Consider the following 14,651-nt stretch of genomic DNA (forward strand, 5'->3'; position numbering starts at 1 on the left):
TATACATGACTCAGCTCGCGGTTAATTTATCCATGATTTTTACCGAAGTGCCGTTGTTAGAGCGTTTTGCTTTGGCTCGTGAACACGGTTTTAAGCATGTAGAAATTCAGTTTCCGTATGAGCTGAGTATTGAGCAAATCCAAACCCAACTCACCATCAATGATTTAAGCCTGTGTTTAATCAATGTCCCTGCGGGTGATTTGATGCAAGGCGGTGATGGTCTTGCGGGAGTTCCGGGGCGTGAAAATCAATTTCATCAGGCCTTAGAACAATGCATTCGCTATGCCACTGCGTTAAATGTACCGAGTGTCAATATTTTAGCCGGCAAACAGCCACAAGATGCTGACTTGCTCCCATGTTTAAATACCTTGTCGAGCAACCTCAAACTGGCGTGCCACATGTTGTCTGAACATCATATTCAACCGCTATTTGAAATGATTAATAGCACTGATATGCCGCGCTTTTTGGTGCAAAATATTGCCCAAGCTCAGGAAATGCTTGAAGCTGTACAACACTCTACTTTGAAGATGCAATATGACTGCTACCACATGGCGATGATGGGTGAAGACATCCTCAGTACTTTGGCAGAAAATATTCAGGATATCGGTCACATACAGTTTGCTGACTGTCCGGGGCGACATGAACCTGACTCAGCGCAGATTCCATTTGCTGAGATTTTTAAATGGTTAGATCAAAGCCAATATACAGGTTACATCGCGGCTGAATACCGACCACGAAGCAACTCATCACATTCTTTTGCGTGGAAAGACAAATACTTCCCTCATTTAGCCAATGGTCAATGACGTGTTGATTTGAAATTCATCAACAAAACCGCTATATTAGAACATGTAAAATTGTCAGGAAATCATACCCTCTATGAATTTAGAACCATCGCCCAGCGCTTCTAATTCTCACGATCTCGCAAATATCAAAGATGTACAAGCTTGTTTAGCTGTTGTACGTGAAGCACTTGAAGATGTAAAAGCCAAAGATATTGTTGAACTTGATATCAAAGCAATCAGCAATGTCGCAGATGCGATTGTAATTGCGAGCGGTACTTCAACTCGTCACATTAAGTCTCTTGCAGACAACGTGGCAGAAGAAGCACGTAAAGCTGGATTCCGCCCTATCGGTGTTGAAGGCGAACGTGATGCAGAATGGATCCTGATTGATCTCGGTTTTGTAGTGGTACATGTGATGTTACCTACAGCACGTAAATTCTATGATTTAGAAAGCTTATGGCGTACAGCTCCAGAAACTGTAGCTTAAGCTTCCAGAAAAAAGCGACCTAATTAGGTCGCTTTTTTTATCCCTTCACTTTATACACGGACAATCAGCTTCATGGTGTTTTACCCCCTACACTAAAGCAGTTGATGTAAATCCACCTCAGGATAATTGGCTTTAATTTTCAGCTTGGTTTGTGCATAAACTTGGTCTGCACGCATCGGGCCATAAAAGTCACAATACACTTCATAAATGCTCGTCAAAACTTTGGCATAACTGGTCAAGGGCAAAAACTCGACAAAACTCGCTGAATTAATTTGTGCATTTGCTGCAATTGCCAGCCCGATTTCTTCTAATTGCTGAATCACATCTTGGGTGAAATCAGCCTGATCTGTAGATTTCACCGTCAGCATGACTGACTCGATAAAGCCTAAAAAGGCCTCGCTAATGGTCTCTGCAATGAGCTCATCTTCTTGCACCTGCTCCTGCGGTTTTTCAACCCTTAACAGTTCCTGCTTTTCTAAGGTAGATAACTCATACAAAACTTGCTTCAGCATATCTTTACGATAAAAGCGCAGCTCCTCTGTGGTACAGATATCATTTAAGAAGCGATTCAATACAAATGACGGTTTCATGCTGTACTGCTGCTCCCAGTGCCGTAGCGCACTGTCGAGTAAAGTCCCATGAATAAATTGTTGTAAGCCTTTTTCTAAAGCTTCGCGGCGTTGTGCCAAATTCAACAGTTCGGTGCTCATTGCTTTACTCCTGTTAATGACGTTTAGTCATTTCATCCGTTTCAAAAGTCACATCTTTTTGAAACTCGGGATAAGACAATTCAGCATGTTCGGTATAGTCCAAACCCCTTTGTTCATGTTGCTTACTCACCCGTAAGCCACCCAACAATTTGTCCAAGACCTTAAATACAATGAACGCAACGCCAAAACCCCATAAAAAGGCTGCAATCACCCCAAGCCCTTGTATCGCGATGACATCGCCATTAAACATATTATTTTCAAGGAAGATCCCTGCAGCCAATGTTCCCCATGCGCCACAGAAACCATGTACCGTCACCGCATCCACCACATCATCCAGTTTCATTTTTTCCATGAGCATTGGCAGGAAGGTCACCATAACACCTGCACATAAACCGGTGATGACTGCATAGAGTGGAGACATCGTTGCACAGCCTGCCGTAATGGCAACCAAGCCACCCAGTGAGGCATTGATCGTGCTGCGGATCAAAATGGCTTTAGATCGGATGAGACAGAGCAACATATATGCAACCGCTGCAGCACACGCTGCAAGGTGCGTATTTAAAGCAATACGTCCTACGCTGACATTGGCATTAATGGTCGAGCCTGCATTAAAACCAAACCATGCTAACCATAAAATAAAACCACCTAATGCCACTAATGGTAAGTTATGCCCCGGTAAATAATGGCTTTGCCCATTGCGTCCAAATCGTCCCAAACGTGGACCTAGTACGATGATGCCCGCTAAAGCCACCCAGCCGCCCATAGAATGCACCACGGTCGAACCTGCAAAATCGATAAACCCGAGTGCTTTTAACCAACCGTCTCCGCCAAATAAACTGCCCCATGCCCAACTACCAAAGAGAGGATAAATCAAACCGGATACAACGGCCGCACTCACCACATAAGCGACAAAATGAATCCGCTCTGCCATTGCACCACTGGCAATAGTGGTTGCCGTTGCAGCAAACATCATTTGGAAAAATAGGAGGTTCCAGTGCCAATCATCCAGTTGATCGGGTGCAAAATGACTTAAGCCAAACCAGCCCGTCGTATTTACCCCAAACATCAGACCAAAACCCACCAACCAAAACACCAGACCACCCAAGCAGGCATCCATGTAGTTTTTCATGAGTACGTTCATAGTGTTTTTACTGCGAACTGAACCACTTTCGATCATGGCAAATCCAGCTTGCATAAAGAACACCAAGATGCCGCCCAGTACCACCCAAATACTGTCGAGCGAAATACGAATGTCTTGAATATTACTGGCGATTTGCGGGTCAACTGCCCATGCAGTCGATGTCAGGACACTCAGAAACAGTGCCATCAAGTATGTTTTTTTCATGATTATTCCCCCAAGAATAACCATGCTGTGCAAAAAGAATACCAAATTTCAGACAATTAATTATTTTTCAATGCATTGCGTCACAAAACCAGTTCGCGACAATATTTTGAATCACTGAGATCGAATTTAATGGAACAAAACAGCTCATCGATCTGTACCTTGGTTTCAAAACACGCATCAATTTGATTCAAGCACCTGATGCGCTAAATATTTGTGCACTTTTAGTGTGAAGCATTCATTAATCAAAAGCCAAGAAAATAAAAGCGAAGAAAACAAAAAACCACCCGAAGGTGGTTTAAATCTTCCTCAATCCCGCTTTATCACAGCGGGACTTTGGCAATATGGATTAATGACCACCGCCATTAATGGCTTTTGTCATATCTTCCACAACTTTCTTCGCATCACCGAAGATCATCATCGTTTTATCGTTATAGAACAAGTCATTATCTAGACCTGCGTAACCTGTAGCCATAGAGCGTTTGATCACCATAATGGTACGTGCTTTATGTGCTTCAAGGATTGGCATGCCGTAAATTGGAGAACTTGGATCGTCTTTTGCCGCTGGGTTCACAACGTCATTCGCACCAATCACCAGTACTACATCTGTTGCTGGGAAGTCTGAGTTGATCTCGTCCATTTCAAGAATGTCTTCATATGCAACGTCAGCTTCAGCTAAAAGTACGTTCATATGGCCCGGCATACGACCTGCCACAGGGTGAATCGCAAAACGAACTTTTACACCTTGCTCTTTTAAGATTTCACACAATTCCTTCACGGCATTTTGTGCACGACCTTGCGCCATACCATAACCCGGTACGATCACCACGCTGTCCGCATTTGACATCAAGAAGCCAGCATCGTCTGCAGAACCTGAACGGTGATTACGCTGTGCTTTTTCACCATTATCTGCCGCCGCTACTGCTGTACCACCCATTGCACCACCAAACAAAACGTTGATGATTGAACGGTTCATGGCTTTACACATGATGTAAGACAGAATTGCACCCGATGAACCAACCAGTGAACCTGCAACAATCAGCATGTTGTTTTCAAGCGTGAAACCAATCCCTGCTGCAGCCCAGCCTGAGAATGAGTTCAGTAGCGATACCACCACTGGCATATCACCACCGCCTACAGGTGCAATCCATACCCAACCAAATGCAAGTGCAAGAACAGTCATTGCCCAGAAAGCATTCATGTTGCCTGTAGTGAAGAAGTAGATACCACACGCTAACATTGCAAGGAAAATTAAAGCTTGAACAGGTTTTACCCATCCACCCGAAATGGTTTTTGCCCATTTCTTCGCAGCCAATTTACCATAAGCAAATACAGACGCTGTGAAAGTAATCGCACCAACGAAACAGCCTACAAACAATTCAAATAAATGAACTTTGCTCATGTGGGCATGTTCTACACCCGCAGCTGTTAATACCGCTTCATTCTCCGCGAATGCCGCAGTCAATTGGTTGTTATGTAGAATTGCAGCGATCGCAATCAGTACCGCAGCCAAACCGACCAATGAGTGCATCAGTGCCACAGTTTCAGGCATTTGCGTCATCGGAACTGTTTTTGCACGTGCAATACCTACGACTGCACCCAACACCATTGCACCCACAATCATCCAAATCACGGGATGATCTGCAACAAAGAATGTAGTAATTACAGCAATCGCCATTGCGATCATGCCGTAACGGTTACCTTGAATCGCAGTTTTCGGACCAGACAAACCACGCAACGTTAAGATAAAAAGAACGGCACCAATCAGGTAGAACCAATCCGCATATTCTTTAATGAATTCCATGGATTAACCCTCTTTTTTCTTTTGCTTAGGTTTGAACATTTCAAGCATACGTGCAGTCACCGCAAAGCCACCAAAAATATTGATACTTGCAAGGAAAACAGCAATCGCACCTAAAATACTCACCACGTTAATGCTTTGGAACTGTACGCTTGCATCCACAATACCTGGGATACCAACGGTTTGAATCATCGCACCAACGATAATGATCGATGACAAAGCATTGGTTACAGCCATTAATGGTGTGTGTAGTGCAGGTGTTACCCCCCAAACCACGTAGTAACCAACAAAGATTGCCAAGACAAAAATAGTAATCGTTTCAACCATGATGATTCTCCTTAACCACGTTTCAGCAGCACTTGGCCGCCATGAGTGACAAGTAGTGCTTTTTGAATTTCTTCTTCAGGGTTAATCGCGAAGTTCTTTTCGCTATCAAACATGGTTTCAATGAAATTCAAAACGTTACGTGCATACAGTGCCGACGCTTCAGTCGAAACTGTTGAAGGAATATTTGGGATACCGAGAATTTTCACACCATTTGCAGTCACGACATTTTCGCCGCAGACAGAACCTTCAACGTTACCGCCAGTTTCAACCGCCATATCTAAAATGATTGAGCCCGGTTTCATTTTGGCAACAGTTTCTGCTTTGATTAAACGTGGTGCGTCACGGCCCGGCAATAATGCAGTCGTAATCACGATGTCAGCATTCGATACGGCTTTATCAACAATAATCGCTTGGTCACGAATGTAGTCTTCACCTGGCATCCAGCCATAACCATTTTTTGCAGCATCAGCTGCTTTTTGTTGCTCTTCTGGTGACATTGGTACGTCTAACCATTTACCACCCAAAGATTCAACTTGGTCACGTGCTGTAGGACGTAAGTCAGTTGCTTCAACTACGGCACCTAAACGTTTTGCTGTTGCAATAGCTTGTAAGCCTGCAACACCTACGCCCATGATCACAACACGTGCAGGTTTCACTGTACCTGCTGCTGTCATCAACATTGGGAACATACGTTGATATTCTGCCGCAGCCAAAAGCACAGATTTATAACCTGAAAGGTTGGCTTGAGATGAAAGTACGTCCATGTTTTGCGCACGAGATAGGGTTCGTGGCAAAAGTTCCAATGCAAATGCAGACACGTTTTGTGACGCAAATTGGTCAAGTTCGGTGTTGCGGTAAGGGTCAAACATCCCCACAACGGTGGTACCCGCTGTGAGTTTTTGAATTTCGTCACCTTTAGGCGCACGAACTTTCAAAATCATTTGACTACCGGTATAGGCATCATCCGTAATTTTGGCACCAACTTGTTCATAGGCACTATCGATGTAAGCAGCGTTTACCCCTGCTCCACGTTCAATAACGACGCTATGACCAGCGCTGATCAACTTCTTTACTGTTTCAGGCGTCGCAGCGACGCGATTTTCACCGACAACAGTTTCGGCTGGAATTCCGATCTGCATGAGCGTTCCTCAAGCTAATTTTTCTTAAGTAAACATCGCAATCCGCGATGTCTCCCCTCAGGATGTGTTTTTGTACAATTTTTGGATTCTAATTGAACTTTTTTAAAATACTACCCAATATTTATTTAATAAATACCCATATTTTGAACTCATGATTCATGAAAAGAATGGTGCGATATTTCATTTATTCAGTTTTATTTGTCGATTTATTACTCATTTTTATCCTATTTATAACTTTTTAATATTACTTAAGACTAAAAACATAAATAATTTCGCTGGTTTTAGTGCAGATTGTTTCAGTGCGTTGATCATTGTGACATTTTCATTCGACAACTAATGACCTGAACGTGTCGTGAAAAATCGACTTAAGTCAGGTAAAGCCACTCTTTCATGCAGACTGCATCAGCTCGTTGACTCATTTGACAGTTTTGACGTGCTGACCTGCATTGAAAACTGACTTTTTTCTGCCACAGTCTCGTCAAATCGGTCAGCTTGAATATCCGATGGATTTTTGCGCACGTTTCGGGTTTATTGAGATCTTGCTCTCCCCCACCTGATGCTTCGCCTTAACTTAGAATTGACGTTTTTAGCTAAAAAAATAATTTTTTGAATATTTAGCATCATGATATCGCTACTGACTTTCTATCCCAAAAAAACACTATTGCACCATTTATGTGCAATTTTCACCTTAAATGTTTCAGCCTGATATATTTGACCTCCCGAGTCATGTTGATATTAAAAAAGTCAAAACCAAATTGGTCATTTCTTCCGCTGTTTTTCATGTTTGATCTAGCAATCCCTTATGCATAAAGGAATAAGTACTATTCTTTTTTTGCATTTTTACTCACACGATGCATTTTTTATAATCAAAATGACAGTTCAAATTTATCGGAACAATGCTGTCGAATTCGTTCAGTCGTCATGAGGCACATCTTAACTTATGTCAAGAAACCTTAGTCCGCACTTCATCGGTGCAATTTTTGCGCTGATTGCTGCCTTCTTGTTTAGTACCAAAGCGATTTTTATTAAGCAAGCCTATGCACTTTCTCCTCTTGTCGATGCTACAGTCCTCATGGCTTTACGCATGATGAGTGCATTGCCGTTTTTCTTGGTCATTGCATGGCTGAGTCGATGTTCCTATCAAACGATTCAACGAAAAGATTGGGTGCTCTTGCTCATTTCCGGTTTAATCGGCTATTACTTTTCGAGTTGGCTCGACTTCCGTGGCTTGATGTATATCAGTGCTTCGCTTGAACGAATTATTCTTTTTCTGTACCCCACATTAACCGTGCTGGCTTCCGCTGTTTTATTCAAAAAGCCACTGAGTTTTAAAACCATCCTTGCCCTGATTTTAAGTTATGGCGGGACAGTTTTAGTGATGCTACAAGAACAAAGTGCCACACCACATGATCAGTACTTTTGGCTCGGATGTAGTTTGGTTTTTGCCAGTGCCGTGTTATTTGCGATTTATTTATTACTCACGCCAGGCCTCATGCAAAAGTTTGGTTCTTTACACTTTACTGGTCTAGCCCTGAGCATAGCCTGCGTTGGGACGATTATTCATTTTCTATTTGCAACACCGCAGCCCATTGCCTTGCTTCAACAACTCCCGAGTCAAGTCTGGCTGTATGGTTTAGCGCTCGGACTATTGGTTACCGTACTTCCAACCATTTTAATGATGCAAAGTATCGTCCGACTCGGGGCAGCACAATCGGCCATGATTGCCTCTATCGGGCCCATTTTAACGATTTTACTGGCCGTCGCGTTGTTGAATGAACATTTAAACCTATGGCAATGGGTCGGTTGCGGTCTGAATATGCTGGATGTCTTGATGATCAGTCTCAGTAAGAAATCCTAAACCCGTACTTGGATACTATTCACAGAGAAACACTTTAAGACCTGTTTGATTTTCCTTATAGTGACCACAACAGCGTGGCAGCAAATTCTTTGCATACGCTTCCGCCCAATATCTGGACAATTTATGAAAGCCTCGATCGACATTAGCCATGATAAAACCCTGTTGTGGCTTATGGCTGCTGCATGTGGTTTATGTGCGGGTGCCAATTATTATTGCCAACCTTTAGTGGCCTCTATCCAACAAAGCTTTCAAATTCCACAATCAGAGGTGGCGCTAACCGTCACCTTTGCGCAAATTTCTTATGCTTTGGGTCTACTGTTTATTGTGCCGATTGGCGATATTGTGAATAAAGCCAAATTTATTCCATTACTCATGCTTGGTGCGACTGTGGGTTTAGCCCTCTGTGCTTTTTCGACCAATCTATACATGCTTTGGGCAGGAACCATTATCACGGGGCTATTTTCAGTGGCTGCTCAGGTCCTCATCCCTTTGGTCACGGTTGCAATACGACCTGAAAAAATTGGGGCTGTTGTTGGCTTTTTAATGAGTGGGTTATTGGTCGGTATTCTGTTATCGACCAGTCTCTCTGGCTTATTGTCCTATCTGTTTCATTGGAAATCGATTTACATCCTCAGTGCTCTCTTGATGTTGGTGTTAGCACTCTTACTCAAAAAACGTTTGCCCGTGGTCAGCATCACACGGATGCCCTATAGCCAAGTTTTCCAGTCCATGGGCGCATTACTCAAACATGAGCCACGGTTAATTTTCCGTTCTCTGATTGGGGGCTGTGTCTTTGCCGCGATGAGTATGCTGTTTTCCACCATTGCCATGTTACTGACTGAGCCACCTTTTCAATTAGCCGATGTTTGGGTTGGTGTTGTGACTTTAGTTGGTGTGTTTGGTGCGCTATCGACACAATGGATTGGGCGTTGGGCAGATTTTGGCTTTAACCGAAAATTAACTTGGCTCGGTTGCAGCATCTTAGCCCTCAGTTGGGGACTGCTGTACTTGGGTGGATCATCTCTTGCTTTTTATATTTTGGGCTATGGTTTAATCAATCTAGGTTTGGCAATGGTGCATAGCTGTAATCAAAATATTATTTTCCAACTCAACCCGATTGCACGCTCTCGAATCAATTCAATTTACATGACTTTTTATTTTGTCGGTGGTGCATGTGGTTCAGCTTTGGGCGTATTTGCATGGCATCATGGCGGCTGGACCACCACCTGCATGACAGGGATTGCTTTAGTCATTGCTGCTGGATTTTTTGTATTGATCGATCAACTCTATACTGCGCGTCAACTAAAATATCCACAATGAAATGTATGGATCATTACTCTAAAGCCACATTACTGTGGCTTTAGTTTTTTTAAAATTAACTAACCTGCACTACGGGATAAAAGGGTTTGCCTAAATCCAAGGTTTCTGCATTTTCCAAAAGAACCACTATAAATACCGGTAAAAGTGCCGACAGTATTGTGCAGCCGTCTTGAAGCTGTTTCCGATTGACTGAACTTTTATAGGTCGCGCCGCCATGAACCATTTGATTGCGTAGCGTATACATGCGATTGAACAGCACCATTAAAATATCAACGGAATCTTTTTCTTTAAGCGCGTGCAGTACTTTTTGTTTTTCATGCGCCAAGCCCTCTTTGCATGCGTCATGGCTAATTTTTTGATTTTGATAATCCCAAAAACCTTGATAAACATAGGGATTATCTAAAAATAACCGTATCGGCTGGCTAAAACGCTCCCATAAAATATTATAGATTTTATGCTCTGCATCCTTTTGGCAAATCACATATAAAAACTGTCTTAAGCTTTGCTTGTCCTGCGCAATCTGTAAGTCTTGCGCATATATTGCGTTGAAGGACACCCACAAACTGATAAATTGCAAATCGAGATCATCTTGAAGATCAATCGACTTTTTCAGCCAACTTAACCCTCGATGAATGCGTAAATTAAATTGGTCGGTATGTTCCGACTTTTTACTTTTGAATATTTCTTCAAGTAGCATCATGCCTGCTAAATTCCAATGGATAATTCGTTTATTTTTCTACCATTTGAACTTAGCGCAATTGTTTACCAGCATGCAATCAAAATATCTCTGTATTCAATTATTTGGTTTCATCTTGTGTGAGATAGGTATAACGTTCTAACAGATCATTTTCATCAAAAATCAATTCATAAGACATTTTCTTTCCATTAAAAACGGATTCGGCAGGTGTTCCTAAAAGTTCCCATAACCCCACGGTCGCCACATCTGCAGCACCATGCCAAAACGCACGTCCGACTTTACTGGCAGTCGAATAACCTTGGGTAAAAGTATAAATTTCATAGCGTTTGCCATTTTTATATTCAGAGGTGATCGGTGCGCCAAATTCAGCAATCACCAAGTTACGAGATAGCCCTTGTTGAATCATTTCGGTATTTTTCTTGTTTGGCTGCTTGCTTGCCATGACAACTGAACAGCCTGTTGTGCCTGACAATGTGAAAACCAACGCTATTCCTAAGCAGGTCTTTTTCATCATGTGGTATTCCCCAAATTCTTCACATTTCTATTTTTAATTTTTGATTTTCATCTGCTGTTGATCTTAATTGTTTCTTTCATCTTTTTCATTTTTTTATACGACTATTCGTCTGATTTTTAGAATGATTAGCGCTTGAAAGAATCACCTTTATGAAGGTTTTAGACTGAATAATGCTTTAAGTTAATTATTGTTCTGTTGGTGACGAATTCGGTGGAACAAACCAGTTTTTCCAAGAGCTACTGTGGCGAGTTTCAATTGCAACTGTAGGGATGAGCTCTTGCTTCAGCATTTTTTCTTGACCGACGGCTTTCGCCAACCGCGCTTTGACCGAGTGTATACACTCACGGTCTTCAAACTCACAGCGGTCAAGGCTTGAGCCACCACAGGGTCCATTGGCTAATCCTTTTGGGCATGTTTCAGGACAAATATATAAGGTTTCACCTAAACGACATTGTCCGCAACTTTCACAGCCCACGATGCCATGTTTACTGATAAATTCTGTTTTCAGCAAGGCTGCATCAGCTTTCGGTTTTTGCCATAATTTGGCCGCAAAAATATAAGATCCCGCTCCTTTGGCCAGTTTTGAACTAAAAAATAACTCATGCATGATATGCATACTTTTATATTTCAAAACTTGTTCAACTGGAGCCTTATGGTTATTTGCGCCCGTTGGTTGGAAGTTCACCTCAACACTAGAGCGCCAAAGCATTTTCCATTTTGCTAAACACTGTTCAAACGTTAATGTGGCAAATTGCAAAATTGCTTTTTGCAACTTCTCTTGTTCTTCCGCTTTATGACAGGCCGATAAATGAACCCCTGCATAGCCCAATTGCTGACACATTAAAATTTGTAAGGCACAGCGAGCATAGACATTTTGTTCAGCTTGTATGGCATCAGTTTGCTGTTCTTGTTGCAAAAAATTTAATACATCTGCTGAAAGCACGATGCCTGCGACTTTTTGCTTGGCCATAAAGCGGGCACGGGTAAAGGTCAGCGGCATGACACAAGCCAATACAGGTACATGTGGATAGTATTGCTGCATATAGTGTTGGTAACTGCTCAACACATCCATGTCAAAGCCCAACTGTGTAATCACATAGTCAGCGCCAGCTTGAATTTTTTTATTCAGTTTAAAATACTGCGCATCCTTTTCTGCTTCTGCATATTTAAAAGGATTAAATGCTACCCCTAAATAAAACCCGCCAAAGTCTTTGGCTGCCATGACTTGATTGACCGACTCTAAATAGCGGCTCCGTAAGCTAGGATCATTTGCCCCATCCTGATGCTGCTTGAGTTTATCGCCACTGAGCAAGAGTAAATTCTCTACCCCGTGCTGCTGAACATCTTTCAGAAAAGCTTGAAAATCTGAGATATCTCGGCCTTTCCCCGAATAATGCAGAATTTTTTCAATGCTTTGAGGGTAGTCTTGCATTGCTTCTAAAGGAGCAATATCCGTGTCACTTTGTACTCGGTCAGCCAATGTCATGCACACAGGAAAGCCTGCAAATGTCGTTGGGACACAATGCGGTTTTTGCGTCGTTAGATATTCAAACGAGATACAAAACTGGCGTTGCAATAGATATTGGGAAAATAAAGACATAAAGGCAGGCAGTTAAATCTGCTGAGAAACCATACAATAAAGTTTATAAAATTATAGATTAATCACATAAAAATTTAAATTACTTAAGCCATACTTCCGACTCTTTCTGGCCTGACCTTGAATATGACACGCTAGCAAGACCATGCCCCAAACCACAATTTATGCTAATATTGCGCGCGTCTTGAAATGCGGTTTTTTTCATCGTATTTCGGACTGCTTTTGTAATTTTTTCACCATTTTCCATTTCGTTCTTCCATCTTGTTCTTTTAAGGCGTGTTTTTTTGATGACTGATCTCCAACCCATTGAAAATAAACTTCAACCACGAATTAGTGTTGCGCCAATGATGGATTGGACGACTCGTGACTATCGTTTCTTTGCACGCTTGTTTAACCCTAATGTGATTCTCTACACCGAGATGGTCACCACAGGCGCGATTTTATTTGGCGGTGCGAATCGTCATTTGGACTATAACAACGAAGAACACCCGATTGTGTTACAGCTAGGCGGTTCAAATCCTAAAGATTTAGCGACCTGTACCAAGATGGCACAGGACTGGGGCTATGATGAAGTGAACCTCAATGTCGGCTGCCCAAGTGACCGCGTTCAGAACAATAAAATTGGCGCATGCTTGATGGCAGAGCCTGATTTGGTGGCTGAATGTATTGCTGAAATGCGAAATGCTGTTGATATTCCAGTGACCGTGAAACACCGCATCGGGATTGATGACATGCAGTCTTATGAAGAAATGCTGCATTTTGTCGATACCGTGGCAAAGACTGGCTGTGACAATTTTATCGTGCATGCCCGTATTGCCCTGCTGCAAGGTTTGTCGCCAAAAGAAAACCGTGATGTGCCACCTTTACGTTATGAAGATGTTTATCGTCTGAAACAAGACCGTCCAAATTTATTGATCGAAATTAATGGCGGGGTGAAAACCTTTGCTGAAACACAGCAACATTTACAACATGTTGATGGCGTGATGATTGGCCGTGAGGCTTATCACAATCCGTACTTATTGGCTGAGATCGGTCAGCTTTGGGATCTCGAACTACCCAACCGTTTCGATATTATCGATCAAATGCTGCCATATATTGCTAAACGCATGGAAGAAGGTGCACCTCTTTCTATCATTACCCGTCATATTTTAGGTTTATTCCAAAATCTGCCAGGTGCTCGAAAATGGCGTCAGGCTTTAAGTGGTGGCAATGCCAAAACCTTTGCCGATCTGGAAAATGCCATCCAAAATATTAAGGATGCAATGCAACGTACAGAAGACTATTTACGTGATCATCCTAAAGTCGTTTTAGAAGATTAATCTTCTAAAAGTAAAAGCCCACTACTTTGCGGGCTTTTTTATTTGTCAAGCCTCACCAAGTACGTGTTTAGCAACATCGTCACAACTCAGCTAAATCATCTAAACAGTCACATCATTGCTCAATGACTATTGACCGTAATGTTCCCTTTGGGAAAAGGTTCATCATCATAGTTAGTCCATTGATAATCGGATGGATCTTCTTCATCACGTAAACCCACATAGCTCTCAGGCGCCGATGTAACAGGCTCAACCTCCTCGGTTGGCTGTTCCAATTCCTCAACCAAATGATTCAACTCTTGATCTAACTGCGCCTGATATTTTGCAATTTCAGCTTCGTCAATGAAGGCAAATTGTTCTTCATCTATTTTCCATGCATAACCTTGCAAATCTTTGTAAATATCGACCAAAACAGTATAAGGCTGACCATCGTATTGCAACGTCGCCTGAGCCTTAAAACTTAATCCCTTACGTTCTAATACTTTTATATTTTGAATCCGTAAATGGTACTGCCGATAATCTGGATTCTGATCAAACTCGTGCTGCATCTGCTGCTCAATCTGCCGAGATAATTCATCTGTCGAGACAAAATAACTACAACCAGCCAAACTCAACAGTAAAAAAATGGTGAGCCATCGAAACATATTGCATCCTCCATGATGCATTTATTCTTGATGAAAAAGTCAGACCGATCACAGATTGCGATCCAAACATTCCTCATTGTTTGCTTCATAATAGCCAATAAAACACACAGTACAAGC

The 14,651-nt window shown here is 42.2% G+C and carries 14 protein-coding genes; 5 read left to right on the forward strand and 9 right to left on the reverse strand.

Annotated elements, in window-relative coordinates; genetic code table 11:
- Window positions 1-5: 5 nt before the first annotated feature.
- Window positions 6-803, forward strand: a complete 798-nt coding sequence (locus FTU75_RS15985; protein ID WP_180116416.1) for a hydroxypyruvate isomerase family protein — start codon at window positions 6-8, stop codon at window positions 801-803.
- Window positions 804-876: 73 nt separating this feature from the next.
- Window positions 877-1,269, forward strand: coding sequence for a ribosome silencing factor (gene rsfS, locus FTU75_RS15990; RefSeq protein ID WP_086178424.1), 393 nt, complete (start codon window positions 877-879; stop codon window positions 1,267-1,269).
- A gap of 92 nt (window positions 1,270-1,361) precedes the next feature.
- Here the strand turns inward: rsfS and FTU75_RS15995 are convergent, their stop codons facing one another.
- The 5 genes from FTU75_RS15995 to FTU75_RS16015 form a co-directional block, all read right to left on the reverse strand.
- Window positions 1,362-1,979 carry a hypothetical protein gene (locus FTU75_RS15995; RefSeq protein WP_180116417.1) on the reverse strand — a complete coding sequence of 206 codons (618 nt, stop codon included), beginning with the start codon at window positions 1,977-1,979 and terminating at the stop codon, window positions 1,362-1,364.
- A gap of 13 nt (window positions 1,980-1,992) precedes the next feature.
- Window positions 1,993-3,324, reverse strand: coding sequence for an ammonium transporter (locus tag FTU75_RS16000; RefSeq protein WP_180116418.1), 1,332 nt, complete (start codon window positions 3,322-3,324; stop codon window positions 1,993-1,995).
- Window positions 3,325-3,670: 346 nt separating this feature from the next.
- Window positions 3,671-5,125, reverse strand: coding sequence for an NAD(P)(+) transhydrogenase (Re/Si-specific) subunit beta (locus tag FTU75_RS16005; protein WP_078191286.1), 1,455 nt, complete (start codon window positions 5,123-5,125; stop codon window positions 3,671-3,673).
- 3 nt (window positions 5,126-5,128) lie between these two features.
- Complete coding sequence (locus FTU75_RS16010; protein WP_078191287.1) at window positions 5,129-5,449, reverse strand: proton-translocating transhydrogenase family protein; 321 nt, start codon at window positions 5,447-5,449, stop codon at window positions 5,129-5,131.
- Between the two features lie 11 nt (window positions 5,450-5,460).
- Entirely contained in the window at window positions 5,461-6,588 is a 1,128-nt protein-coding gene (locus FTU75_RS16015) for a Re/Si-specific NAD(P)(+) transhydrogenase subunit alpha (protein ID WP_078191288.1), read from the reverse strand.
- A 940-nt stretch (window positions 6,589-7,528) separates the two neighbouring features.
- On the opposite strand from FTU75_RS16015, the gene FTU75_RS16020 reads away from it, so the two are divergent.
- Both FTU75_RS16020 and FTU75_RS16025 read left to right on the forward strand, forming a co-directional pair.
- On the forward strand, window positions 7,529-8,446 hold the full coding sequence (locus tag FTU75_RS16020) for a DMT family transporter (protein WP_180116419.1): 918 nt from the start codon (window positions 7,529-7,531) through the stop codon (window positions 8,444-8,446).
- A gap of 123 nt (window positions 8,447-8,569) precedes the next feature.
- Window positions 8,570-9,766: an MFS transporter gene (locus tag FTU75_RS16025; RefSeq protein WP_180116420.1), complete on the forward strand. Its 1,197-nt coding sequence runs from the start codon at window positions 8,570-8,572 to the stop codon at window positions 9,764-9,766.
- Window positions 9,767-9,821: 55 nt separating this feature from the next.
- Here the strand turns inward: FTU75_RS16025 and FTU75_RS16030 are convergent, their stop codons facing one another.
- The 3 genes from FTU75_RS16030 to FTU75_RS16040 all read right to left on the reverse strand — a co-directional run bounded on the left by FTU75_RS16030 (window position 9,822) and on the right by FTU75_RS16040 (window position 12,577).
- Window positions 9,822-10,466: a HEPN domain-containing protein gene (locus FTU75_RS16030; RefSeq protein WP_180024572.1), complete on the reverse strand. Its 645-nt coding sequence runs from the start codon at window positions 10,464-10,466 to the stop codon at window positions 9,822-9,824.
- 97 nt (window positions 10,467-10,563) lie between these two features.
- Entirely contained in the window at window positions 10,564-10,974 is a 411-nt protein-coding gene (locus FTU75_RS16035) for a hypothetical protein (protein ID WP_180009025.1), read from the reverse strand.
- Window positions 10,975-11,161: 187 nt separating this feature from the next.
- Window positions 11,162-12,577: a methylenetetrahydrofolate reductase C-terminal domain-containing protein gene (locus FTU75_RS16040; RefSeq protein WP_180116421.1), complete on the reverse strand. Its 1,416-nt coding sequence runs from the start codon at window positions 12,575-12,577 to the stop codon at window positions 11,162-11,164.
- A 284-nt stretch (window positions 12,578-12,861) separates the two neighbouring features.
- Between FTU75_RS16040 and dusA the strand changes: the two genes are divergently transcribed.
- The gene (dusA, locus tag FTU75_RS16045) at window positions 12,862-13,893 is read left to right on the forward strand and encodes a tRNA dihydrouridine(20/20a) synthase DusA (protein WP_180116422.1); all 1,032 of its coding nucleotides are present in this window, start codon (window positions 12,862-12,864) and stop codon (window positions 13,891-13,893) included.
- Between the two features lie 119 nt (window positions 13,894-14,012).
- Here dusA and FTU75_RS16050 read toward each other — a convergent pair whose 3' ends face one another.
- Window positions 14,013-14,534 (reverse strand): Asp-tRNA(Asn)/Glu-tRNA(Gln) amidotransferase subunit GatC, encoded by a 522-nt coding sequence (locus tag FTU75_RS16050; protein ID WP_180116423.1) that lies wholly within the window; start codon window positions 14,532-14,534, stop codon window positions 14,013-14,015.
- Window positions 14,535-14,651: the final 117 nt, after the last annotated feature.

The sequence above is a fragment of the Acinetobacter sp. YH12140 genome, from assembly GCF_013418475.1.
GTDB lineage: Bacteria > Pseudomonadota > Gammaproteobacteria > Pseudomonadales > Moraxellaceae > Acinetobacter > Acinetobacter amyesii.

Excerpts from the sequence above, each read along its gene's own strand:
- FTU75_RS15985 (WP_180116416.1), top strand. The coding sequence starts at position 6 with ATGACTCAGCTCGCGGTTAATTTATCCATGATTTTTACCGAAGTGCCG.
- rsfS (WP_086178424.1), top strand. The coding sequence starts at position 877 with ATGAATTTAGAACCATCGCCCAGCGCTTCTAATTCTCACGATCTCGCA.
- FTU75_RS15995 (WP_180116417.1), bottom strand. The coding sequence starts at position 1,979 with ATGAGCACCGAACTGTTGAATTTGGCACAACGCCGCGAAGCTTTAGAA.
- FTU75_RS16000 (WP_180116418.1), bottom strand. The coding sequence starts at position 3,324 with ATGAAAAAAACATACTTGATGGCACTGTTTCTGAGTGTCCTGACATCG.
- FTU75_RS16005 (WP_078191286.1), bottom strand. The coding sequence starts at position 5,125 with ATGGAATTCATTAAAGAATATGCGGATTGGTTCTACCTGATTGGTGCC.
- FTU75_RS16010 (WP_078191287.1), bottom strand. The coding sequence starts at position 5,449 with ATGGTTGAAACGATTACTATTTTTGTCTTGGCAATCTTTGTTGGTTAC.
- FTU75_RS16015 (WP_078191288.1), bottom strand. The coding sequence starts at position 6,588 with ATGCAGATCGGAATTCCAGCCGAAACTGTTGTCGGTGAAAATCGCGTC.
- FTU75_RS16020 (WP_180116419.1), top strand. The coding sequence starts at position 7,529 with ATGTCAAGAAACCTTAGTCCGCACTTCATCGGTGCAATTTTTGCGCTG.
- FTU75_RS16025 (WP_180116420.1), top strand. The coding sequence starts at position 8,570 with ATGAAAGCCTCGATCGACATTAGCCATGATAAAACCCTGTTGTGGCTT.
- FTU75_RS16030 (WP_180024572.1), bottom strand. The coding sequence starts at position 10,466 with ATGATGCTACTTGAAGAAATATTCAAAAGTAAAAAGTCGGAACATACC.
- FTU75_RS16035 (WP_180009025.1), bottom strand. The coding sequence starts at position 10,974 with ATGAAAAAGACCTGCTTAGGAATAGCGTTGGTTTTCACATTGTCAGGC.
- FTU75_RS16040 (WP_180116421.1), bottom strand. The coding sequence starts at position 12,577 with ATGTCTTTATTTTCCCAATATCTATTGCAACGCCAGTTTTGTATCTCG.
- dusA (WP_180116422.1), top strand. The coding sequence starts at position 12,862 with ATGACTGATCTCCAACCCATTGAAAATAAACTTCAACCACGAATTAGT.
- FTU75_RS16050 (WP_180116423.1), bottom strand. The coding sequence starts at position 14,534 with ATGTTTCGATGGCTCACCATTTTTTTACTGTTGAGTTTGGCTGGTTGT.